General features: G+C 73.9%; 19 protein-coding genes and 1 riboswitch. Of the genes, 6 read left to right on the plus strand and 13 right to left on the minus strand.

All coding sequences use genetic code 11. The features are described 5' to 3' along the window. The 5 genes from ACH4EB_RS20680 to ACH4EB_RS20700 form a co-directional block, all read right to left on the minus strand. Complete coding sequence (locus ACH4EB_RS20680; RefSeq protein WP_398348988.1) at window positions 1-1,923, minus strand: choice-of-anchor A family protein; 1,923 nt, start codon at window positions 1,921-1,923, stop codon at window positions 1-3. Between the two features lie 124 nt (window positions 1,924-2,047). Then, a complete protein-coding gene (locus tag ACH4EB_RS20685; protein WP_398348989.1) occupies window positions 2,048-2,905 on the minus strand; it encodes a fumarylacetoacetate hydrolase family protein in 858 nt (285 codons plus the stop codon). A 137-nt stretch (window positions 2,906-3,042) separates the two neighbouring features. Next, window positions 3,043-3,831 carry a YidC/Oxa1 family membrane protein insertase gene (locus ACH4EB_RS20690; RefSeq protein ID WP_398348990.1) on the minus strand — a complete coding sequence of 263 codons (789 nt, stop codon included), beginning with the start codon at window positions 3,829-3,831 and terminating at the stop codon, window positions 3,043-3,045. Between the two features lie 98 nt (window positions 3,832-3,929). Continuing rightward, window positions 3,930-4,235: a DUF6412 domain-containing protein gene (locus tag ACH4EB_RS20695; RefSeq protein ID WP_398348991.1), complete on the minus strand. Its 306-nt coding sequence runs from the start codon at window positions 4,233-4,235 to the stop codon at window positions 3,930-3,932. Window positions 4,236-4,470: 235 nt separating this feature from the next. Next, complete coding sequence (locus tag ACH4EB_RS20700; RefSeq protein ID WP_398348992.1) at window positions 4,471-5,526, minus strand: PucR family transcriptional regulator; 1,056 nt, start codon at window positions 5,524-5,526, stop codon at window positions 4,471-4,473. 481 nt (window positions 5,527-6,007) lie between these two features. Here ACH4EB_RS20700 and ACH4EB_RS20705 point away from each other — a divergent pair, with 481 nt between their 5' ends. The 3 genes from ACH4EB_RS20705 (at window position 6,008) to ACH4EB_RS20715 (ending at window position 9,945) form a co-directional block, all read left to right on the plus strand. Continuing rightward, window positions 6,008-6,730, plus strand: a complete 723-nt coding sequence (locus ACH4EB_RS20705; protein WP_398348993.1) for a hypothetical protein — start codon at window positions 6,008-6,010, stop codon at window positions 6,728-6,730. A gap of 216 nt (window positions 6,731-6,946) precedes the next feature. Then, window positions 6,947-8,539 (plus strand): NADH-ubiquinone oxidoreductase-F iron-sulfur binding region domain-containing protein, encoded by a 1,593-nt coding sequence (locus ACH4EB_RS20710; RefSeq protein WP_398348994.1) that lies wholly within the window; start codon window positions 6,947-6,949, stop codon window positions 8,537-8,539. Window positions 8,540-8,778: 239 nt separating this feature from the next. After that, entirely contained in the window at window positions 8,779-9,945 is a 1,167-nt protein-coding gene (locus ACH4EB_RS20715) for an SCO0930 family lipoprotein (RefSeq protein ID WP_398348995.1), read from the plus strand. On the opposite strand, the gene ACH4EB_RS20720 is transcribed toward ACH4EB_RS20715, so the two are convergent. The 4 genes from ACH4EB_RS20720 to ACH4EB_RS20735 all read right to left on the minus strand — a co-directional run bounded on the left by ACH4EB_RS20720 (window position 9,923) and on the right by ACH4EB_RS20735 (window position 14,065). Beyond that, a complete protein-coding gene (locus ACH4EB_RS20720; RefSeq protein WP_398348996.1) occupies window positions 9,923-11,470 on the minus strand; it encodes a sodium:solute symporter in 1,548 nt (515 codons plus the stop codon). The two genes, ACH4EB_RS20715 and ACH4EB_RS20720, sit on opposite strands and share 23 nt — an antisense overlap. After that, complete coding sequence (locus ACH4EB_RS20725; protein WP_398348997.1) at window positions 11,467-11,724, minus strand: DUF3311 domain-containing protein; 258 nt, start codon at window positions 11,722-11,724, stop codon at window positions 11,467-11,469. The genes ACH4EB_RS20720 and ACH4EB_RS20725 overlap by 4 nt, the downstream gene beginning before the upstream one ends. An 11-nt stretch (window positions 11,725-11,735) precedes the next feature. Then, window positions 11,736-12,536, minus strand: coding sequence for a class E sortase (locus ACH4EB_RS20730; RefSeq protein WP_398348998.1), 801 nt, complete (start codon window positions 12,534-12,536; stop codon window positions 11,736-11,738). A 146-nt stretch (window positions 12,537-12,682) separates the two neighbouring features. After that, window positions 12,683-14,065, minus strand: coding sequence for a DUF445 domain-containing protein (locus tag ACH4EB_RS20735; RefSeq protein WP_398348999.1), 1,383 nt, complete (start codon window positions 14,063-14,065; stop codon window positions 12,683-12,685). Between the two features lie 253 nt (window positions 14,066-14,318). Between ACH4EB_RS20735 and ACH4EB_RS20740 the strand changes: the two genes are divergently transcribed. Beyond that, the gene (locus ACH4EB_RS20740; protein ID WP_398349000.1) at window positions 14,319-15,641 is read left to right on the plus strand and encodes an SGNH/GDSL hydrolase family protein; all 1,323 of its coding nucleotides are present in this window, start codon (window positions 14,319-14,321) and stop codon (window positions 15,639-15,641) included. Window positions 15,642-15,647: 6 nt separating this feature from the next. On the opposite strand, the gene ACH4EB_RS20745 is transcribed toward ACH4EB_RS20740, so the two are convergent. Beyond that, a complete protein-coding gene (locus tag ACH4EB_RS20745) occupies window positions 15,648-16,361 on the minus strand; it encodes a DUF1707 domain-containing protein (RefSeq protein WP_398349001.1) in 714 nt (237 codons plus the stop codon). A 579-nt stretch (window positions 16,362-16,940) separates the two neighbouring features. Between ACH4EB_RS20745 and ACH4EB_RS20750 the strand changes: the two genes are divergently transcribed. Further along, window positions 16,941-19,370, plus strand: coding sequence for a transglycosylase domain-containing protein (locus ACH4EB_RS20750; protein WP_398349002.1), 2,430 nt, complete (start codon window positions 16,941-16,943; stop codon window positions 19,368-19,370). An 80-nt stretch (window positions 19,371-19,450) separates the two neighbouring features. Here the strand turns inward: ACH4EB_RS20750 and ACH4EB_RS20755 are convergent, their stop codons facing one another. From ACH4EB_RS20755 to ACH4EB_RS20765, 3 genes are all read right to left on the minus strand, one after another. Continuing rightward, window positions 19,451-19,771 carry a DMT family transporter gene (locus tag ACH4EB_RS20755; protein WP_398349003.1) on the minus strand — a complete coding sequence of 107 codons (321 nt, stop codon included), beginning with the start codon at window positions 19,769-19,771 and terminating at the stop codon, window positions 19,451-19,453. Window positions 19,772-19,805: 34 nt separating this feature from the next. Next, window positions 19,806-19,870, minus strand: a riboswitch (guanidine-III (ykkC-III) riboswitch). A gap of 87 nt (window positions 19,871-19,957) precedes the next feature. Next, window positions 19,958-20,260, minus strand: coding sequence for a GroES family chaperonin (locus tag ACH4EB_RS20760; RefSeq protein ID WP_398349136.1), 303 nt, complete (start codon window positions 20,258-20,260; stop codon window positions 19,958-19,960). Window positions 20,261-20,349: 89 nt separating this feature from the next. Then, window positions 20,350-20,670, minus strand: coding sequence for a DUF3618 domain-containing protein (locus ACH4EB_RS20765; protein WP_398349004.1), 321 nt, complete (start codon window positions 20,668-20,670; stop codon window positions 20,350-20,352). A gap of 191 nt (window positions 20,671-20,861) precedes the next feature. Here ACH4EB_RS20765 and bcp point away from each other — a divergent pair, with 191 nt between their 5' ends. Continuing rightward, on the plus strand, window positions 20,862-21,329 hold the full coding sequence (gene bcp / locus ACH4EB_RS20770) for a thioredoxin-dependent thiol peroxidase (RefSeq protein WP_398349005.1): 468 nt from the start codon (window positions 20,862-20,864) through the stop codon (window positions 21,327-21,329). Window positions 21,330-21,427 lie beyond the last annotated feature (98 nt).

Here is a 21,427-nt window from a genome sequence, read left to right on the forward strand (position 1 = left end):
TCAGCCGGAGCGGCGGCGGGTGCGGATGATCAGCACCAGCACCACACCGCTGACGACGGCGGCCACTGCCGCGCCGATGAACAGCGGATCCCGGAAGGCGCCGCCGCTGTGCGCCAACTGGTCCCCGTCATCCGTCGGCCCCGGACCGGGCACGGGGCCACCGGAGGAGGAGTCCGTGGGCTCCGGGGTCGGAACCGGGGTCACGGTGGTGGTCGGTGACGGGGGTGAGGTCGGTTCGGTGGAGGTCGGTTCCGGAGTGGGCGGTTCCGGAGTGGGGTCGGTGGGGTCCGGAGTCGGGTCGGTGGGGTCCGGAGTTGGTTCGGTCGGCTCCGGGGTCGGGCGGGTCGGTTCCGGGGTCGGATCGGTCGGGCTGGGCGTCGGCTCCGTCGGTTCCGGGGTCGGGTCGGGGGGTGTCGGCGACGGCGGCCGTGTCGGGTCGGTGGGAGTCGGTGACGGTGCGGTCGGCGTCGGCGTCGGCGTCGGCAGTGGCTCGGTCGGCGAAGGCGTCGGGGACGGTGTCGGCCCGGTCGGGGACGGTGTCGGGTCCGTCGGGGTGGGGGTCGGCGTGGGGTCCGTCGGCGACGGGCTCGGGTCCGTGGGTGACGGTGACGGCTCGTCGGTCGGCGTGGGGTCCGTGGGGGTGGGTGACGGCTCGTCGGTCGGCGTGGGGTCCGTGGGGGTGGGTGACGGCTCGTCGGTCGGGGACGGGCTCGGGTCGGTCGGGGACGGGCTCGGGTCCGTGGGCGACGGGGACGGCTCCGTGGGGCTCGGTGACGGCTCCGTGGGCGACGGGGACGGCTCCGTGGGGCTCGGGGACGGCTCCGTGGGGCTCGGTGACGGCTCCGTGGGGCTCGGTGTGGGGCTCGGGCTGGGCTCGCGGCAGTCCGGCAGGTCCCCGTTGAACGGGTAGTTGTGCATCTCCGCGCCGGACGTCGAGGTGTGCACCAGCGAACCGACCGTGAAGAACCGGCCGTTCATGCCCGGCACCGAAACGGTGGTCGTACTGCCCTCCTTGCCGACCAGCACACTCCCCTGGAACTGCGCGCCGCCCTTGAACTCGACCGTGTTCGCGTCCGGGAAGTTCCACAGCAGCCGCTCGCGGAGGCCGGGCGGCCGGAGGTCGTGTCCGATGTACGTGTTGATGGTGCGGGCGTCGCCGAGCACGTTGACCAGGACGGTCGCGCCCTCCGGGATGCCCGTGAAGGTGATGCCCTGGGCGCCGCCGTTGCGGCCCACCAGGTCGAAGTCGACGTTGAAGACCTGGAGGGCGGACCTGCCGTCGCCGGTGAAGACCGTCGAGTAGCCCTGGTTGACGGCGGTGCCGGTCACGGGCCGCTGCCCGTCGCCGGTCCGGGCGTAGCACCGGCTGCTCGCCGTCAGGGCGGGCACCAGCCCGCGGTACGGGTCGGCGACGCCCGGCCGCTGGTCCGACTGGGGGATCACCGTGCCGGTCAGCCTGCCTTCGTACGCGACGACGCCGTGCGTGCTGCCTTCCTCGGCGAGCAGCCGCTGGCCGGGGGCGATGGTCACGTCACCGCCCACGGTCAGGAAGTCGGAGCCGTTGGGCGGGGGCACCCGGGAGCCGACGCCGACGATGCCCACGTTGTAGACGCTGGAGCCGCCGGTCTTGTTCATGTCGAAGCTGCCGAGGGTGACGATCTTGCCCTCGGCCTCGGCGGCCGAGCCGCCGACGCGGAAGTCCCCGCCGACGAAGATGTTGATGTTCTCGTCCCGCCCGGCCACCGGCCCGTTGTTCGGATCGGCGTACGAGGACGGGCACTGGCTCCCCCGGCACGGGCCGAGGCCGCCGGGCAGCGGGGCCGCGAAGCCGAGCGCCGCGACCAGGCCGAGGAGCACGGCGGCCACGGCCCCCAGTGCGGCGGCACCCACCACCTGGGTCCGTTTTGTCTTTTTTGCAGGCATATACGCACTATGTGCACAGGCGGACCGGGCAGCCGGTCAGCCCACCCACCCGTACGGCGAGTCCCCCTGTCCAGCCGACAGCCGGCCACCGGCCACCCCGCCGGCACCGGCGCCCGAGTGGCCGTCAGGCGTCCTTCAGCACCTGCCGCTGCCGCCCCAGACCATCGATCTCCAGCTCCACCACGTCACCGGCGCGCAGATACGGCTTGGGGTCCGGGCAGCCCATCGCCACGCCCGCCGGGGTGCCGGTGTTGATGACGTCGCCCGGATACAGGGTCATGAACCGGCTCACGTACCGGACCACTTCGGCCACCGGGAAGATCTGCTCGGCGGTCGTGCCGTCCTGCCGCAGCGCGCCGTTGACCCACAGCCGTACGCCCAGCGCCTGCGGGTCGGGCACCTCGTCCGCCGTCACCAGCCACGGACCCAGCGGGTTGAACGTCTCGCAGTTCTTGCCCTTGTCCCACTGGCCGCCGCGCTCGATCTGGAACTCCCGTTCGGAGACGTCGTGCGCGATGGTGTACCCGGCGACGGCGGCGCGGGCCTCCTCGTCGGTCTCCAGATAGCGCGCGGTACGGCCGATGACGACGGCCAGTTCGGCCTCCCAGTCCGTCTTCACGCTGCCGCGCGGCACCAGCACCGGGTCGTCGGGCCCGACGACCGTGTCCGGCGCCTTCATGAAGACGATCGGTTCGGCCGGGACGGCGGCGCCGGTCTCGCGCGCGTGGTCGTGGTAGTTCAGCCCGATGCACACGATCTTGCCGATCCGGGCGACCGGCGGCCCGGTGCGCAGACCGGCCGGCTCCAGGCGCGGCAGCATCCCGGCGGCCGCCGCCGCCCGTATCCGCCCAAGGACCGCACTGTCCCCGAGCAGCGCCCCGTCAATGTCCGTGACCAGCGACGACAGGTCGCGCAGGACGCCTTGCCTGTCGAGCAGCGCCGGGCGTTCCGCCCCCACCGGACCGACTCGCAGCAGCTTCATCGGTACAACTCCCGTGGTCGAAGGGTCGGTCCGGGAGGGTTCTCCCGGACCGGCCGATGGGGACGGCCATCGAGCGATTCGGACGATCCTCCGAGAACGGCGTCCGCTCCGCAAGACCCGGTTCACGTACTGGACCGTTACCCGGCGGTACGGGCCGGCGCCGCGGCGCCCTCCTCCCGCGCGCCCTCGCCGCTGCCGTCCCGGTGCAGCAGCGCCCGCTCGCACGCCGTCCACGCCGTGGTCGTCACCAGGTAGAGCGCGGCGGCCAGGGGCAGTACCGCGATGCTGACCAGCGTCCCGAAGGACAGCAGCGGCAGCACCTTCGTCATACCGGCGAGGCCGGGCGCCGTGCCACCGTCGGCCGCCCCCGTCTGCCCGAGGGCCGCGAGCGCCGCCGGGTTCCGCGTCACCGCCGTACGGGCCCGCCGGTAATTCCAGGTGGCGACGGCGGCGGCCGACGCGAACAGCGCGAGGTAGACCAGCCCGTGCGGCCCGAACACCCCGCCGTCCGCCAGCGCCTGTGCCCAGTGCCCGCCGAGCGGCGCGCCCAGCAGCGTGTGCCCCAGCAGGCCGCTGCCGTCGCTGGTGAACAGGTGGTACATGACGAAGAAGACGGGCAGTTGCAGGAGCGCCGGCAGGCAGCCGGCCAGGGGCGAGGAGCCGGTCCCGGCGTAGAGGGCGGCCGTCTCCTCCCGCAGCCGCCGCGGGTCCTTCGCGTACCTGCGCCGCAGCTCGGCCAGGCGCGGCGCGTGGGCGGAACGGGTCTTCTCGCCGCGGGCGGCGGCGCGGGCGAGCGGGTGCAGCGCGGCGCGTACGCCCAGGGTGCAGAGGATGATCGCGGCGGCCGTCGCCGAGGCGCCGAAGAGCGGTTCGATGAGGTCGGCGGCCTGGGACAGCGCGCTGCCCAAGGTGGAGAAAACGGACATGGGTGAGCCCTCCACGGGTCTCGTCGTGCCGGAACGCGGAATCGGCGTGACGAGCCGCGCGGGGCCGGAGCACCCGCACAGTGCGAGGGGAAAGGCGCCTACGCGGCCGTCGGGAGGGGACGGCCGGGGGCCCTGGGCCGCGGGCGGCCCGCGGCGTCGGGGTCGCGTTGCGGCAGGAAGGCCGTACGGCGTTCCCGGTCGCGCAGGGCGGTACGGACCCGGCCCGGCGGCTCGGGCCGGGCGAGCGCGGCGGCCAGGAAGGCGCGGCACAGCAGCAGGAGGGCGGCGGTGGCCGCCGCGGAGGCGAGCGCCGGAGCCAGTCCGCTCTCGGCGAGGAGGAACCCGGCGAGCAGGAAGAAGAGCGCACCCATGGACAGCCGCCAGGCGTCGGCGCAGCGCCGCATGTGCTCTCCCTCCTTGGGCACGGGTCCCGCTTTCGGGTCCGCCCCAGCGTAACGGCAGCGCTGCGGCACCGGGCTCCGGGCCCGCACCGGTCGTTGGGCTCGCACCGGTCGTTGGGCTCGCACCGGACGCCGGGCCCGCACCGGACCTTGGCCTCGCCCCCGCTGGACGGCAGCCCGCGCACAGGGCGGCGGCCCCGGAGGGGAGCCCGGGGCCGCCGCGGTCACGGTGGGCCGGTCACAACCCGTTGACCCGGGCCTCCCTGGCCACGCCCAGCGGCCGGATGGTGGAGGCGACGGCCCGGGCCCGGCGGCCGGCCCGTGAGCGGTAGCGCCGCACGTGGGCCATCAGGCGGCGGCTGCGCAGCGCCATCTCCAGCTCGAAGCGGGTACGCGGATCGCGCAGCGCGGGCCCGAACAGCTTCTCGATCTGCCGCAGGCGGTAGCGCACGGTCTGCGGGTGCACGTGGAGCACCCTGGCCGCTTCGGGCGCGCCGCCGCTTTCCAGCCAGGCCAGCAAGGTCACCTCCAGGCGCTCGCTCTGGCGCGGCGTCAGGTCGTCGAGCGGGCTCAGCCAGCGGGAGGCCAGGGCCCGCGCCAGCGATTCGTCCTGGAGGAGGAGCAGTGCGGAGAGGTGGTCGTCGACGAAGGCCGGGCGGGTGTCGGGTCCGCCACGGCCGGGCGACAGTGCGAGCAGGGCACGGGCCCAGCGCAGCGAGGACGCGGTGTCGCCCGCCGGTACGGTGTGGCCGACCGCCGCCGCCCGGCCCTTGAGCGCGGCCTCCAGCCGGGCGCGGGTCTGCGTCCCGGGGTCGGGGACGAGCAGGCAGGTGTCGCCGTCGACCGTGCCGATGAGGGCGTCGCCGAGGGCGGCGGCCAGTTGGGGGGCTTCGGCGGGCGAGGTGAGGGCGATGGCCTGGACGCGTGCCGGTACGGGCCAGCCGGCGCGGCGGGCCCTTTCGGCAAGGGCGACGTCGGGGACGTCCTCGGCGCCGGAGAGGGCGGCGAACAGTTCCCGGCGGGCCGGCGCCACCGGCAGCGGGGTGACGACGAGGTCCCCGGTCCGCCGGACGCGCTCCGCGGTTTCCTGGTAGCCGAGCGCCACCAGCATGGCCTGTTCCACGGCCCGGCGGGTCGCTTCGGCACCCGTTTCCGCGAGAAGGGCGGAAAAGGCGGGAAATCCGGTCCGCAGCTCCTCGGTCACCTTCTCGGCGAGCGCCGGGAGTTCCTTTCTCAGAACGCGGGTCCATTCACCACGGGGGCGTGACCAGATGCGGTTCAGGAGATCACACATCGCTACCTCGTTCCTGGCGTGATGCGGAGGGGGGTACGGCCCTGCTGCTCGGAAGCGCCGTGCGGACGTACTTCGAGCGGTGGTCGTGCTTGGAGGGGCACCATCCGGAGTTACCTGGCGTAACTTCGATGCCGGTGCAGGAATTTGTCACAGCGCGATAAACCGGAGGACGGCCCGGCGGCGGTCCGTGATGCTGCTGCTCACCCCGGTCACTGCCTTTGGCGCACACCTTTACGCGCCCCGGCGGGACACGCGCATAAACCGTGGTGAATAACCCGGTGGCCCGACCCGGGCCCCGCCCGCCGAAACCGGCGGCCGCCGCCGTGCTCCCGCGCCTTCTTCCCCCGCACCTTCTTCCTGCCCCGCACCTTCTTCCTGCCCCGCGCCTTCTCCCTCCCGCGTCTTCGCGTCTTCTCCCTCCCTCGTCTTCACGTCTTCTCCCTCCCGCGTCTTCTTCCCGCACCCTCCTCAAGGAGGCCCGATGCCCGCGTCCCGTCTGCGGACCGCCCTGCGCCCGGCCCTGCCGGCCGTCGTGCTCCTCTTCCTCGCCGTGGCCACCCAGGCCGGCGCGCCCCGGCGGATGCTCGACTTCCTGGACTTCGGCGCGGGCGTCCTCGCGCTGGTCTCGCTCACCGGCACCGTGCTGTGGGGCCTGGCCGCCACCGACCGGCTGCTGCTGCACTCCGGCCACCGGCTGGTCGCGCAGGCCGTGCACCGCGGTACCGGCGTCGCCGGACTGGGCTTCCTCGCCCTGCACATCGGGGTACAGGTCGGGCGCGGCCGGACCAGCGGAACGGCCGCCGCGGTGCCGTTCGCCGACGGCGGCCGGCCGCTGCTCATCGGCCTCGGCACGCTGGCCGGCTACCTCTTCCTCGCGGCGGCGGTGACCGGCGCGGTGCGCGGCGCGTTCACCTCGCACCGCGGGTCGCGGTGGTGGCGGGTACTGCACATGGGCGCGTACGTGGCCTGGTGCGCGGCGCTGGTGCACGGTCTGAAGTCGGGCCGCCCGGCCGCCGGCTGGGTCACCGCCGGATACACGCTGTGCGTCGCGGGGGTCGCGGTGGTGCTCGTCCTGCGGCTGCGGGCGCCGTGGCGGGGCGCGGCGCCGGTCGGCCGACCACCGGACGCGGACGCCGACGGCCCACGGGCCCCGGCCCACTCCACCCGCCACGCCGCCCGCCACACCCGCGGCGTCCGGCCATGACGTACCGCTACGCGCGCAGATCCCGCTCGTACGCCTCCGGGGCCGCACTGCGCCGCCATGCCGCCGTGCGCCTGCGGGGCCGCACTGCGCCTGCCGGACTGCACTGCGCCGGCGGACTGCACTGCGCCGGCGGGGCGGTATCGCCCCGCCTACTGGGGCGGCTTCTGTGGTCCCCCGGATGCCTCAACGTCTCACCGAGTCAATGGAGTTCCCGTCATGAAGCTGCTCGCGCCGGACACCACGGTCACCCTGCCCGTCGTCGGCCGTGCCCCCGCCGTCCCCGTTCCGGCTCTGGGCGTGCTCGGGGCACCCCGGCTGCTGGCCGGGCTGGACGGTGCGGAGCGCCTGGACCGGGTGGCGCACCTCACCCGGCACGGCAGCCCGCCGGGCCTGTCCGCGAGCGAACTGGTGGCGCTGGCCGAGGACACCGGCCTGCGCGGCCGCGGCGGCGCGGGCTTCCCCTTCGCGCGCAAGCTGAGCGCCGTCCTGGAGGGGCAGCGCCGCGCGGACGGGCGTGCCGCGGTGGTCGTCAACGGCAGTGAGGGCGAGCCCGGTTGCCTCAAGGACACGGCGCTGCTGCTGTACGCGCCGCACCTGGTGCTGGACGGCGCGCTGCTGGCCGCGCGGGCGCTCGGAGCCGAGGAGGTCGCGGTCGGGGTGACCCGCGCGGACGTGGCCCGGTCGGTGCGCCGGGCGATCGCCGAACGGGGGCCGCTGTCCACGCCGGTACGGGCCGAACTGCTGCCGGAACGATTCGTGACGGGCGAGGGCACGGCGCTCACCGACGGCCTCAACCACGGCCCCGGCCTGCCCTCGGGCCGCAAGGTCCGCTCCAGCGAACGCGGCCTCGGCGGCCTGCCCACCCTGCTGTCCAACACCGAGACGTACGCCCAGCTCGCCGTCGCCGCACGGCTGGGCGCCCTCGGCTACCGCGCCGTGGGTGATCCCGCCGAACCCGGCACCGCCCTGCTGACCGTGGCCGGCGAACGGGTGGTGGAGGCGCCGACCGGGGTGCCGCTCGCCCGCGTCCTGGCCCGGTGCGGGCTCGGGCCGGGCCAGGGCGTCCTGGTCGGCGGCTACCACGGCACCTGGTTGTCGCCGTCCGCCGCCGCCGCGGTCCTTCTCAGCCGCGACGGTCTGGCCGCGTACGGCGCGGTGCTCGGCGCGGGGGCGATTCTGCCGCTGCCGGAAGGGACCTGCCCGGCGGGCGAGACCGTACGGGTCGCGCGCTGGCTGGCCGCCGAATCAGCGGGCCAGTGCGGGCCCTGTGTCCTGGGCCTGCCCGCGCTCGCCGACGCTCTGGGCCAAGCGGTCGGCGGTGGCGGGCAGCGCGCGCTGGACGCCGTACGGGCCCGGATGCGGGCCGTGCAACGGCGCGGCGCGTGCAGCCACCCCGACGGCACCGCGCGTTTCGTCGCCTCGGCGCTGGCCGCTTTCCCCGACGAGTTCGACGGCCACGCCCGCGGAGCCGGCTGCGGCCGCCCGGTGCTCGGCGCGCTGCCGGTGACCGGCGAGGAGACGTACGGCGTCGACAGCGCGCCGGAACCCGGCGGCGGACGGCACTCCGGCGCCCGCGCGGCCACGGCCACCGCCCGGCCCCGCGCGCCCGAAGAGCGGCTGCTCGTGGACTGGACACTGTGCCGGGGCCACGGCCTGTGCGCCGACCTCGTACCCGGCTTGGTCCGGCTGGGGCCCGACGGCTATCCGGAGCGGGCCACGATGCCGCTGCCCGCCCGGATGCGCCGCCGCGCCCAGCTCGCGGTGCGGCGCTGCCCGGCGCTCGCCCTGCGCGTCCAGGGCGGCGAATGACCCGTACGACCACCGTACGGGCGTCGCATGGGCGTCGTACGGGCGCCACTTCGGCGCGTTTTCTGTCCTGCGATGACAACTTCCGCCCCGTCTGAACACCCGCTCCCCACTCCTCGTACCCCGCAGACGACGCCCACGGACCACGACCACGCCCACGACCACACCCGCGGACACCACCCGCAGACGACACCTCCCGGAACCCACCCCCTGCCGAAACCCACCCCTTCAAGGAGCGCCCCATGAACCAGCCCTCACACACCGCGACGACACCCACCGACACGACCGGCACCACCGCCACGACCACCACGACGGTCACGACGGCCACGACGGTCACGTCCTTCACCACCGCCACGACGCCCCCGTCCGACCGAACTGCCCGCAACCCCGTACGCATCGGCGGTCCCGCCCGACGCCGCTCCCCCGACGCCCGGCGCCGGCACGCCGCGCTGGCGGTGACGGCCGCCGCCGTCATGGCACTCACCGCCGCCTGCGGCTCCGGTGCCGGCACCCATGCCGCTCCGGTGGCCAACGACAAGGTGCAGGCGGGCAGCGGCGATTCCGCCGGCTACGGGTCGGGCGGCGCCGGCAGCGGTTACGGCGCCGGCAAGGGGCAGGCCGGCGGTGACGGCTACGGCGCGCCGGGCGACAGCAACCGGCCCGTCGCGCAGGACGCCCCCGCCCGTACCCTCGCGCTGCGCCAGTCCCCCGAGCTGGGGCCCGTCGTGACCGACAGCGAGGGGATGACCTTGTACCGCTTCGACAAGGACACCGCCGAGCCGCCCAACTCCGCCTGCTCCGGCGCCTGCGCGACGACCTGGCCCCCGGTCCCCGCCGACGACGCCACCGCCGCCTCCGGCATGGCCGCGGACGCCCTCGGCTCGGTCACCCGCGCCGACGGCACCAAGCAGCTCACCATCGGCGGGTGGCCCGCCTACCGCTACGCCAAGGACACCGCCCCCGGCGACACCAAGGGCCACGGCGTCGGCGGCACCTGGAACGCGTTCGCCCCGAACGGCGGGAAGGCCACCGCCGGGCCGGCCGCCGACGTCTCCGTCTTCGACCAGCCCCAACTGGGCAAGCTGCTCGTCGACAAGGCAGGCCGCACGGTCTACCGCTTCGACAAGGACAGCGCCTGGCCGATGAGGTTCGGGTGCAACGGCGCCTGCCTGGACACGTGGAAACCGGTCGGGCCGGCCGACAAGAGCAAGCTGAAGGGCGTCCCCGAGAAGCTGATCAGCACCGTCACCCGCCCCGACGGCACCGAGCAGCTCGCGGTCGACTGCTGGCCCGTCTACACCTTCAGCGGCGACAGGCAGCCCGGTGACGTCAAGGGGCAGGGTAAGACGGGTACCTGGTTCGCCGTCTCCCCGGAGGGCAAGAAGATCACTTCCCCGGCGAAGGGCTGACCCCGGCCGCCCCCGGCTCCCCGGCCCCCTGCACCGGCTCGGGGCCCGGGTCCGGGTCCAGGTCCGACGCCAGTACCTCGGCGTCCGGCCGGTCGTCCACGGGCCGCGGGGCCAGCCAGGTCACCGCGAGCGCCACCACCAGGTTCACCGCGAGCGCCACGATCCCGGCGTTCATGCCCCCCACCGGGTCGTGCTCGGTGAAGACCAGCCCGCAGACCACCACGAGGCCCACGACCAGGCCGCTGACGGCTCCGTACAACGTCAGCCGCCGCCACACCAGCCCCAGCAGGATCATCGGTACGAGCTGCGCCATCCCCTCGTACGAGATGAGCGAGAGCCGCACCAGGGTGTTCGGCGCGGTGTACGTCAGCAGCAGCGCCAGCGCGCCCGCCACCACGACGACCACCTGCGACCACAGCTTCTGGCGGTTCGCCAGCCGGGGCACCGCGCCCAGCACGCTCCTCCCCCACATCGTGCCGATGACCAGCATGAACACGGCCATCGGCACGATGGAGGAGAGTGCGGCGGCGACCCCGGTGACACCCACCAGCCAGGCCGGCAGCGAGTCCACCACCAGCTTGAACAGCGCCAGGTTGGAGTCCGCGCCGGTCAGCCCCGGCACCACGAACAGGGCCGCCATGCCCAGCAGCATCGGCACGAACAGCAGCACGTTGTAGAAGGGCAGCAGCACCGCGTTGCGCCGCAGCGCGTCGGAGCTGCGCGCGCCCAGGTAGCCCGCGACGGTCGTCGGGAAGATGACGACGGTCAGGGAGTTCAGCAGCGAGGTGGTGATGAACCAGCCCTGGCCCAGGCCGCCGGACTCGTGGCCGGGGAAGGTCAGCCACTGCGGCTTCTCGGCGACGATCCGGTCCAGGAAGGGCCCGTACCCGTCGAAGTAGTGCAGCGGCACGTACACCGCGAGGAACGCCAGGGTCGCGATGACCAGAATGTCCTTCAGCACGGACACCCAGGCGCTGCCGCGCAGCCCGCTGACCACGACGAAGAGCGTGGTCACCGCGAAGCCGATGAAGTAGGCCCAGTTCAGGCTGATCGCGCCGTAGGAGATGGTCGTCACCACCACGCCCATGCCGGTGATCTGGAGCTGGATGTACGGCAGCAGGCAGACGGTGGCGAGGACCGCCACCGCCGTACCGAGCCAGCGCCGCCCGTAGCGGTGCGCCACCAGGTCGGTGATGCCGACCAGGCCGTGCCGGCGCGCGTACGACCAGAGCATCGGGCCGACCACGAAGCCGATCGCGTAGCCGCAGGACATGTACGCCAGGACGTAGAGGACCGGGGCACCGAAGTTGTAGCCCCAGCCCGCCGCGCCCAGGTAGCTGAAGCTGGTGTAGCTCTCACCCGCCATCAGCACCCAGATGAAGACCGTGCCGAGGCTGCGGCCGCCCACCGACCACTCGGTGAGCCCGCCGCCGCGGCGGCGGCCGCCGCGGACCGCCAGCAGGCCCAGGGCCAGCGTCAGCACCATGAACGCCGCGAAGATGGAGGTGGCGATCGTCGCGTTCATGCCGCGCCACCCGCTCCGGCGCGCGGCCCGGCCGGCCCGCCCGCGCGGCCCGCGGCCCGCCGCGCGGCCCGTTTGCGGTCGCCGCGCCAGGCCAGCCACACCGAGGCGGGCGTCAGCAGGGTCGCGAGCAGCATCCAGAAGACGAGGAAGGGCAGCCCGAGCACGGTCGGTGTCACGCGGTTCACCAGCGGCAGCACACCGAGATAGAGCAGGTGAGGGACCAGGAGCCACAGCAGCGTGGGACGTTTCAGCACAGCCGGTGAGCCTATCGGGGCGCCGAGCCCGTCAGACGGCCCCACACCACCAGCCGGTACGCCGAGGAGTACTCGGGCGTGCAGGTCGTCAGCGTCAGATAGGAACCCGGCTCGGTGTAGCGCCGGGCCGGATGGGCGGTGCTGTACGGGACGGGGGCGGTGACGGTGCCGTCGGACGGCGTGGTGCGCGGCAAAATCCGGTCGACCGCGTACGTGTGGCGGGCGGCCGCGGTCACCACCTCCACGGTGTCGCCGGGCCGCAGCCGGTTCAGGAAGCGGAACGGTTCGCCGTGCGTGTTGCGGTGCCCGGCGAGCGCGAAGTTGCCCTGCTCGCCGGGTTGCGCGGTGTGCGCGTAGTGGCCCGCGTACCCCTTGTTCAGGACGGCGGACCTGCTGGTGCCCTCGGCGACGGGGACGGTCAGGCCGAGGCGCGGGATGCGCAGGACCGCGTACGCGGCGTCCCGGCGCGGGCGCGGCGGCGCGGTCCGCTCCAGCGCGCCGCGGAACTCCTGGCTCATGCGGACGCCGTGCCGCCCGGGAGCCGGGGAAGCGGCCGCGCCGGGCGGTGGCCCGGCCGGCGCGGGTCCGGCGGACGGCGGGGGCTGCGCGTCCCACTGGCGTTCCAGCCGCGCCACCTGGTCACGCGCGCTCGCCTGCGCCTGCCGGTTGGTCCAGTAGAGCTGGTGCACGACCAGCAGCAGGACGAGCACACCGAACGTCACCGCCAGTTCCGCGCCCACCCACACCACCCGTACGGCGCGCGGCCGTCGCCGTCGCCGCCCCTGCACCACCACCGGTATCCGCTCGCGCACGCGGTGCACGGTAGGGGCTGGGGCGGGAGACTTCCATAGAAGCGACGCCCCGGAGCAGGGAACCGGAGCCGGTCTGGAGCCGGAGCCGGTGCCGGAGCCGGACGCAGGTTTCCCACCATCGGCCCGCGTCCGGCCCCCGGGCCGCCCTACCCCCCGAGCAGCCGCGACACCGCGTAGATGCCCAGCCCGGCGAGCGCGCCGACGACCGTGCCGTTGATCCGGATGAACTGGAGGTCGCGCCCGATGTGCGCCTCGATCTTCTTCGAGGTGTGATCGGCGTCCCAGCTCGCGACGGTGTCGGTGATCAGCGAGGTGATCTCGGCGCGGTACGTCGTCACGACGTAGACCGCGGCGCCCTCCAGCCAGCCGTCGACCTTGCCCTGGAGCCGGCCGTCACCGGCCATCCGCTGCCCCAGCGACAGCAGCGCCGCCCGGGTGCGCTGCCGCAGTTCGCTCCGCTCGTCCTCGGCGGCCGCCACGATCATCGTGCGGACGGAGCCCCACGCCGAGGCGATCAGGTCCTGCACCTCGCCGCGCCCCAGCACCTCCGACTTCAGGCGCTCCACCCGCTCCCGGGTGTCGGTGTCGGACTGGAGGTCGCCCGCGAAATCCTTGAGGAAACGGTCCACCGCGCCGCGCGCCGGGTGTTCGGGCATGTCCCGCATCTCGGTGACGAACCGCAGCAGCTCCTTGTAGACCCGCTCGCCGACCTTGCGGTCCACGAAGCGCGGCGTCCAGCCGGGGGCGCCGCCGGAGACCGCCGTCATGACGGAGTCGCCGTGCGAGGTCAGCCAGTCGTGGGCCCGTACGCAGATCAGGTCCACGACCCGCCGGTGCCCGCCGTCCGCGACGACCTTCTCCAGCATCTTGCCGAGGCCCGGCGCGACCTCCTGCGCGTCGGCACGGCGGGTGATCGCCTCGCCGACCACCGCCTGCACGTCGGAGTCGCGCAGCACGGTCAGCGCGCCGCGCAGCGCGGTGGACAGCTCGGCCGTCACCCGGTCGGCGTTCTTCGGCTCGGCGAGCCAGGCGCCCAGCCGGCGGCCGATGCCGACCTTGCGCAGCCGCTGCCGGACGACCTCGCCGGACAGGAAGTTCTCGCCGACGAAGTCACCGAGGCTCACCCCGAGCTGGTCCTTCTTCGACGGGATGATCGCGGTGTGCGGGATGGGCAGGCCCAGCGGGCGCTTGAACAGGGCGGTGACCGCGAACCAGTCGGCCAGCGCGCCGACCATGCCCGCCTCGGCCGCCGCCGCCACATAGCCCGCCCAGCCGCCCGCGCCGGCGGCCTTGGCCCAGGTGGCGAGGGCGTAGACCAGCGCCACCCCGAGCAGCAGGCAGGTCGCCAGGGTCTTCATGCGCCGTACGCCGCGCCGCTTCTCCTCGTCCGCGGGGCTGTACGGGAAGCCGCCGGGCGGTACCGGGCCACGGACCCGGCCCGTGCCCGCGCGTGCGCCGCCCGGCGGTGTCCCGCCCGCTCCCGCGGCCGTATCCGCCCCGGGGACCACGTCCGTCTTCGTCCGTTCCATCCGCTCCACCCGCTCGAACCCGTCAGCACCGTACGTACGGACATCTGCCCCGCCGCACGCCGGCCGTGCGTTCAACTGTGTCCTACTCCGGAGGCGAACCACGAGTTCCCCGCTCCTCCGGGGCGCCGGACGCGGCGGCCGTCCGCGTGGCAGCATGAGAGGCCGATCGGTCCGCGACGGCGCCACTGATCCCACGCTGCCCCGTGCCCGCCCAGAGCACGCCGCTCCGCCTGCCCCAGGAGACTGTGCCCCGATGTCCGCCCGAGTGGACCGCCCCGCGCTCGCCGGCCTGGCGGCGGCGGTGGCACTCGTCGTCGCCGTGGTCCTCCTCCTCGACACCGGCGGCGAGGACGCCCAGGACTCCGCCGGCGGCGGCCGCGCGCCCTCGGCGGAACGGTGGGCCGGAACGTGGTCGGCCGCCCCCGTGGCCGCCGAACCCGGCGCCCGCGACGGCCACGCCGGCGTCTCCCTGCGCAACGTGGTGCACACGAGCATCGGCGGCACCAGCGCCCGTATCCAGCTCTCCAACCTCTACGGCACCCGCCCGCTGCCCGTCGGCCACGCCTCCCTCGCCCTGGCCGCGGTACCCGGCGGACCGGCGGCCGCACCCGGCACCATGCGCCGGATCACCTTCTCCGGACGGCCCGCGGTGACCGTCCCGGCGGGCGGCGCGGTCACCAGCGACCCGGTCCGGCTGACCGTGCCGGCCGCCGCCGACCTCCTGGTCACCACCTACTCGCCGGCCCCGTCCGGACCCGCCACCCACCACCCGTACGCCCGGCAGACCTCCTACCTGGCGCGCGGCGACCGTGCCGCGGACACCACCGGCGCCCCCTACACCGAGCAGAGCCCGTCCTGGCGCTACCTGACCGGTGTGGACGTCCGCGGCCCCCGTACCGAGGGCACGGTGGTGGCCGTCGGCGACTCGATCACCGACGGCATCACCTCCACCCCGGGCGCCAACCACCGCTGGACGGACTTCCTCGCCGGCCGGCTGCGCACCGAGCCCGGCGCGCCCCGCTACGGCGTCCTCAACCAGGGCATCAGCGGCAACCGCCTGCTGACCGACGGCAGCCGCTGGTCCCCCGACAACGGGCCGAGCGTGCTGTCCCGGCTGGAGCGCGACGTGCTGTCCCGCGCGGGGGTACGGGCGGTCGTCGTCGAGATCGGCCTCAACGACCTGTTCAAGTCACCGCGCCGGCTCGACCCGGAGACGCTGGCGGACGGCATGCGGGAGATCGTGTGCCGGGCGACGGCGCGCGGCGTACGGGTCATCGGCAGCACGCTCACCCCGTTCGGCGGCCACCGCGGCCACCAGCCGAAGCTCGACGCCGTACGGCAGGCGCTGAACGCGCGGATCCGCGCCGGGGAGGTCTTCGGGCAGTACGCGGACTTCGACAAGGCGCTGCGCGACCCGCGCGACCCGTCGCGGCTGCGGCCCGCCCACGACTCGGGCGACCACCTGCATCCGAGCGACGAGGGCTACCGGGCGCTGGCCGACGCGGTCGACCTGCGGCAGCTCAAGGGGCCGGTGCGGGCGGCGCGGTGCGGCCCCGGGGAGTCCCCCGGCCGGTGAGCGCCGTCAGTCCAGCTCCTTGCGCCGGCGCTCCGTCGCCCCGGGCCGGCGCTGATCGCCCGGAAGCTCCGGCTCCGCGCGCCGTTCGCGCTCCAGCCTGATCCGCTGCCTCTCCAGCTTGGACATCTTGCGCCGGAACCCGACCCCGCCCATCATCGCGAACCCGGTGATCCGCACGCGCGGGGCGCCCGGGTCCCCCGGCTCACCGTCGTCGGAGTCGAAGCCGCCCATGAAACCCACGCCCGTCACCTGCACCTCGACGCCCGGCGGCACCACGACGTCGATGCCGCCCATCAGCGCGAAGCAGCGCACCGTGACCTCGCCGGCCTCGAAGTTCGCGTCCCGCAGGTCGATCTCGCCGCCCGCCTGGAACACCCCGGCGGTGAAGATCCGCGGCGCCGTCCAGCGCCCCTTGCGCGAGAAGCCGCTCCAGAAGGCGAAGGCCCCGCGGGAGGTCGGCTCGCCGCCGATCCGCTCACGCCAGGCGGGCGCCCCGGACCCGCCGGCCCGGGTGTCCGGCACTCCGCCGTCGTACGTCTGCGGCAGGTCCGCGACCAGCGGACGCAGCGCGCCGACCGTCCGCGCCTCGTACGTCGCGGTCAGCCGCTCGTCGAACTCCTCCATCGCGAGCCGCCCTTCGGCGAGCGCGTCGCGCAGGATTCCGGCGACCCGGTCGCGGTCGGCGTCCGAAGCGCGCAGATCGGGGAGTTCGTCAGTCATACGAACAGATTAATGCCTCACCGTGCCGTACTGCCCGCATACATCCGGGAGATGGTCTCCCCGACGCCCGGAGCCCGGCGCCCGCCTCAGGAATCCACCGGCCTTCGCCCTGCCCACGACGTCCAGGCCGGTGGCCGGCTCGCCCAGGTGGAGCACCTCCAACAGGCGCGGGCGAGGAGGGAGCCGAGGACGGTGCCGGTGAAGACGCCGGAGGCGGTGGCGCTACGGTAGGCGGCATGGCGCCGGAAGCCGCCGGAAGCCGGCGGACACGACGGCCGCGTACAACGCCACCGGCGCCGTCCGCACCTGACGGGGCGCCACCTCGGGCCGGAGCGCAGGAACCTGGGGCGCGCGGGGGCCGACCCCGTGTTTATTCACCCGTTCCGGTGAGCTTTACGACCCGTTCGGCCGGTCACAGGGCGGTCACAGGTGCGCGCCGCCCCTCGTGGGTGAAGGGCATGATGCGAGAGTTTCGTGTCGGGCGACAGTTCCTTTTCCGGCTTTGAACGCGAATCGCCCGACACGCCACCGATCCGCCGCGGCACAACCCTCGGCGGCGGCCGAGGAGTCCATACAGACATGAGCGACGATCCGCAGCAGGACGGCAAGGCCGGCCCCCGCGTACCGAGGTGGGCCGCACGCTCCGAGTTGCCCGCGGCCGCCGACGGGGACGACCGTCCGCCGAACCCCACGGCCGGCGAGAAGGGCGGCAAGGGCGCCGGGAACCGGCCGAAGCGCACCGGCTGGCGGCGCGCCATCCCCACCTGGCGGATGGTGCTGGGCGGCTTCCTGCTCATCCTGCTGCTGATCGCGGGCGGCCTCGTCGCCGGGTACATGCTCGTCCCCATCCCCGCCGCCAACCGCACGGCCCAGGCGCAGAGCAACGTCTACCTGTACGCCGACGGCAGCCAGATCGCCCGCGACGGCAAGGTCAACCGCGAGAACGTCCCGCTGAGCCAGGTGCCGAAGACGACCCAGGAAGCCGTACTGGCCGCCGAGGACCGCGACTTCTACTCCGAGTCCGCCGTCGACCCCGTCGCCATGCTCCGCGCCGCGTGGAACACCGTCACCGGCAAGGGCAAGCAGTCCGGCTCCACCATCACCCAGCAGTACGTGAAGAACTACTACCTCGGCCAGGAACAGACCATCACCCGCAAGGCCAAGGAGTTCTTCATCGCGATCAAGCTGGACCGCGAACGCAGCAAGTCCGAGATCCTGGAGGGCTACCTCAACACCAGCTACTACGGCCGCAACGCGTACGGCATCCAGGCCGCGGCCCAGGCGTACTACGGCAAGAACTCCGACCGGCTCACCACCGCCGAGGGCGCCTACCTCGCCACCCTGCTCAACGCCCCCAGCGCGTACGACGTCGCCACCCACCCCGAGAACCGGCAGCGCGCCCTGGACCGCTGGAACTACGTCCTGGACGGCATGGTCAAGAAGAAGTGGATCAGCGCGTCCGAACGGGCCTCGCTGAAGTTCCCCACGCCCGGCAAGGCCAAGCCGCCCACCGGCCTGTCCGGACAGCGCGGCTACCTCGTCGAAGCGATCAAGGACTATCTGACCAACAACAAGATCATCGATGATCGGACACTGGCGGCGGGCGGCTACCGCATCACCACCACCATCGACCGGAAACGCCAGGACGCCCTGGTCGAAGCCGTCGACCAGAAGCTGACCCAGCGCCTCGGCACCTCCAGGGCCGACCGCTACGTACGGGCCGGCGGCGCCTCCATCGACCCCGCCACCGGCAACGTCGTCGCCATGTACGGCGGCATCGACTACGCCAAGCAGTACGTCAACAGCGCCACCCGCCGCGACTACCAGGTCGGCTCGATCTTCAAGCCGATCGTCTTCGCCTCCGCCGTCGCCCACAACGCCGTCACCCAGGACGGCAACAAGATCACCCCGAACACGGTCTACGACGGCACCAACAAGCGCGAGGCCATCAGCGACGGCCGGCGCACCGGCTTCGCCCCCGAGAACGAGGACGGCCGCTCCTACGGCCCGATCACCGTCTCCACCGCCACCGACAAGTCCGTCAACGCCGTGTATGCCCAGATGGGTGTCGACGTCGGCCCGCAGAAGGTCAAGGACACCGCCATCGACCTCGGTGTCCCCAAGGACACACCGGGCCTCGGCGACGCCCAGGGCGCCATCGCCCTCGGCACCGCCACCCCCAGCGTGCTGGACATGACGCAGGTGTACGCGACCCTCGCCAACCACGGCAAGCAGCGCGCGTACAGCCTCGTCGGCAAGGCCACCAAGGGCGGCGAGAGCGTCGACCTGCCGGACCGCGGCGACAAGACCGCGGTGCCCCGCAACGCCGCCGACACCACCACCTCGATCCTGCGCAGCGTCATCGAGAGCCCCGGCGGCACCGGCTCCGCGGCCCGCGCCGCCGGACGGCCCGCGGCCGGCAAGACCGGCACGGCGGAGGAGGACAAGGCCGCCTGGTTCGCGGGCTACACCCCCGACCTGGCCACCGTCGTCGGCGTCCTGGGCCAGGACCCGGACACCGGCGCGCAGAAGCCGCTGTACGGCGCGGCGGGCCTGGCCCGGATCAACGGCGGCGGCTTCCCCGCCGAGATCTGGGCCGCGTACACCGCGGCCGCCCTGGAGGGCAAACCCGTCAAGGACTTCGACCTGGACCTGGAGGCGGGCGCGAGCCAGGCGCCCAGCGAGGCGCCCACCACGCCCAGCGCGCCGCCGAGCACCAGCGCGGCACCGCCGACCGACACCCTCCCGCCCACCGGCCCGACCGGCACCCCGCCGACCAGCGGCCCGACCACGGCCCCCGGCCCGAGCTTCCCGACGTTCCCGACCGAGGAGCCCACCACCGGCCCCACCGAGGACTGGCCCACCGTGGAGCCCCCCACCGGCGGCGCCGAAGGCGGCATCGGCGGCGGCCGGGGCGGCATCGGCGGCGGCATGGGAGGCGCCATGGGAGGCGGGGACGACGGAGGCTACGGCGGCGTCGGCGGGTGGGAGAACTTCCCGGGGGCGTGAGGACGCGGCGGTACGGGGCGTGGGGCTGCGGGGGCCGCCCCGGGCCGTGGGGGCACAGCCCGGGGCCGTAGGGGCCGCTGTCAGTGGCCGGACGTCATCTTCAGCCCCACCACCGCCACCAGCAGCAGACAGATGAAGAAGATCCGCGCGGCGGTGGCGGGCTCACCGAGCACCAGCATGCCGACCACCGCGGCGCCGGCCGCGCCGATGCCGACCCAGACGCCGTACGCGGTGCCGATCGGCAGGGTCCGGGCGGCGTACGAGAGCAGCAGCATGCTGGCGATGATGCCCGCGCCGGTGAAGACACTGGGCCAGAGCCGGGTGAAGCCGTCGGTGAACTTCATACCGATCGACCAGCCGACCTCGAGCAGACCGGCGACGGCGAGCAGGATCCATGCCATGACGGCACCTCCGTGGAAAACGAGCTTCTACAGGGGTGCGTCGTCTTGTCGTACCCGGTACGGCGCGTCTCGTCGGGATGCTTCCGACCTTAGCAAAAGACCCACAAAACGGGCGGTGACCCCGGTCACCGCCCGCCTTCACCTCAGCGACGCCGCCCCCACGGGCACCGCCCGGCAACGGCCCGCCTACAGGTACAGCCCCGTCGCGTCCTGGGCGCCCTCCAGGCGCTCCGCCGCCACCGCGTGCAGATCACGCTCGCGCATCAGTACGTACGCGACACCGCGCACTTCGACCTCGGCCCGGTCCTCCGGGTCGTACAGCACCCGGTCACCGGGCTCCACGGTCCGTACGTTCTGCCCCACCGCGACCACCTCGGCCCAGGCCAGGCGGCGGCCGACCGCCGCGGTCGCCGGAATGACGATGCCGCCGCTGGAACGGCGCTCGCCCTCGGCGATGTCGGTACGGACCAGCACCCGGTCGTGCAGCATCCGGATGGGCAGTTTGTCGTGGGTGTCCTTGGCGTTATTCGGGCTCACGGCAAGACGGTACCCGGCCGCGCGACCGGACAGCGTCCGCCTCAGGAACGGCGGCGCCTGGAGCCCACCACGAACAGCCCGACGACGGCCACACCGATCATCGCCAGCGGCACCACCCGCTCCAGCCGGGGCGCGCCGTCCTCCGCCACGAGCTGGGCACGGATGTCCGAGACCGCGCGGTTGGCGGCCACGTACGCCCGCCCCGCCGTGCGGTCCACGGCCGCCGCCGTCCTCGCCTTCGCGTCCCCCATGATCGTCTTCGGGTGCAGCCGCACCCCGATCTCGTCGAGCGTCACGGCAAGCTCCTGCCGCCTGCGGACGATGTCCTTCTCGATCTGCGCAGGGGTCCTGGCTTCCGACACCGCGCTGCCTCCGGTCGTCTCGATCCGTCTCGTGCGGACAGTCTGTCAGCACCGCCGCCCCAGCGCCCCACAGCACCCCCTTTTCGGGCGGCTCAGTAATCTCGGGGCGTAGCGCAATCAGGGGCGCGACCCGCTCGCGCACCCGTCTTCCCCGTACGCGTTCCCCGCGTGCCGCCACCCCAAGGAGAGCCATGAGCGAGCGACTGCAGCCCGGCGACACCGCCCCCGCCTTCACCCTCCCCGACGCGGACGGCAAGCAGGTCTCGCTCGCCGACCACCGGGGCCGCAAGGTCATCGTGTACTTCTACCCGGCCGCGCTGACCCCCGGCTGCACCAAGCAGGCCTGCGACTTCACCGACAACCTCGACTTCCTGGCCGGCCACGGATACGACGTCATCGGCATCTCCCCCGACAAGCCGGAGAAGCTCGCGAAGTTCCGCGAGAAGGAGGAACTGTCGGTCACCCTGCTGGGCGACCCCGACAAGCAGGTCCTGGAGGCATACGGCGCCTACGGCGAGAAGAAGCTGTACGGCAAGGTCGTGACCGGCGTCATCCGCTCCACGGTGATCGTGGACGAGGAGGGCAAGGTCGAGCGCGCCCTGTACAACGTGAAGGCCACCGGTCACGTCGCCAAGATCATCAAGGATTTGGGACTGTAACGCGGGGCCGAGGGGGCGGGCGGCCGGGGGCGGCGGGGTCGCCGTGGCCGGTCGGACCGCCGCGGCCGGTGTCTTCCGGCAGCGGTGCCCCGGCCCGC

The organism is Streptomyces sp. NPDC018045 (genome assembly GCF_044327445.1).
In the GTDB taxonomy this organism is placed as follows: domain Bacteria; phylum Actinomycetota; class Actinomycetes; order Streptomycetales; family Streptomycetaceae; genus Streptomyces.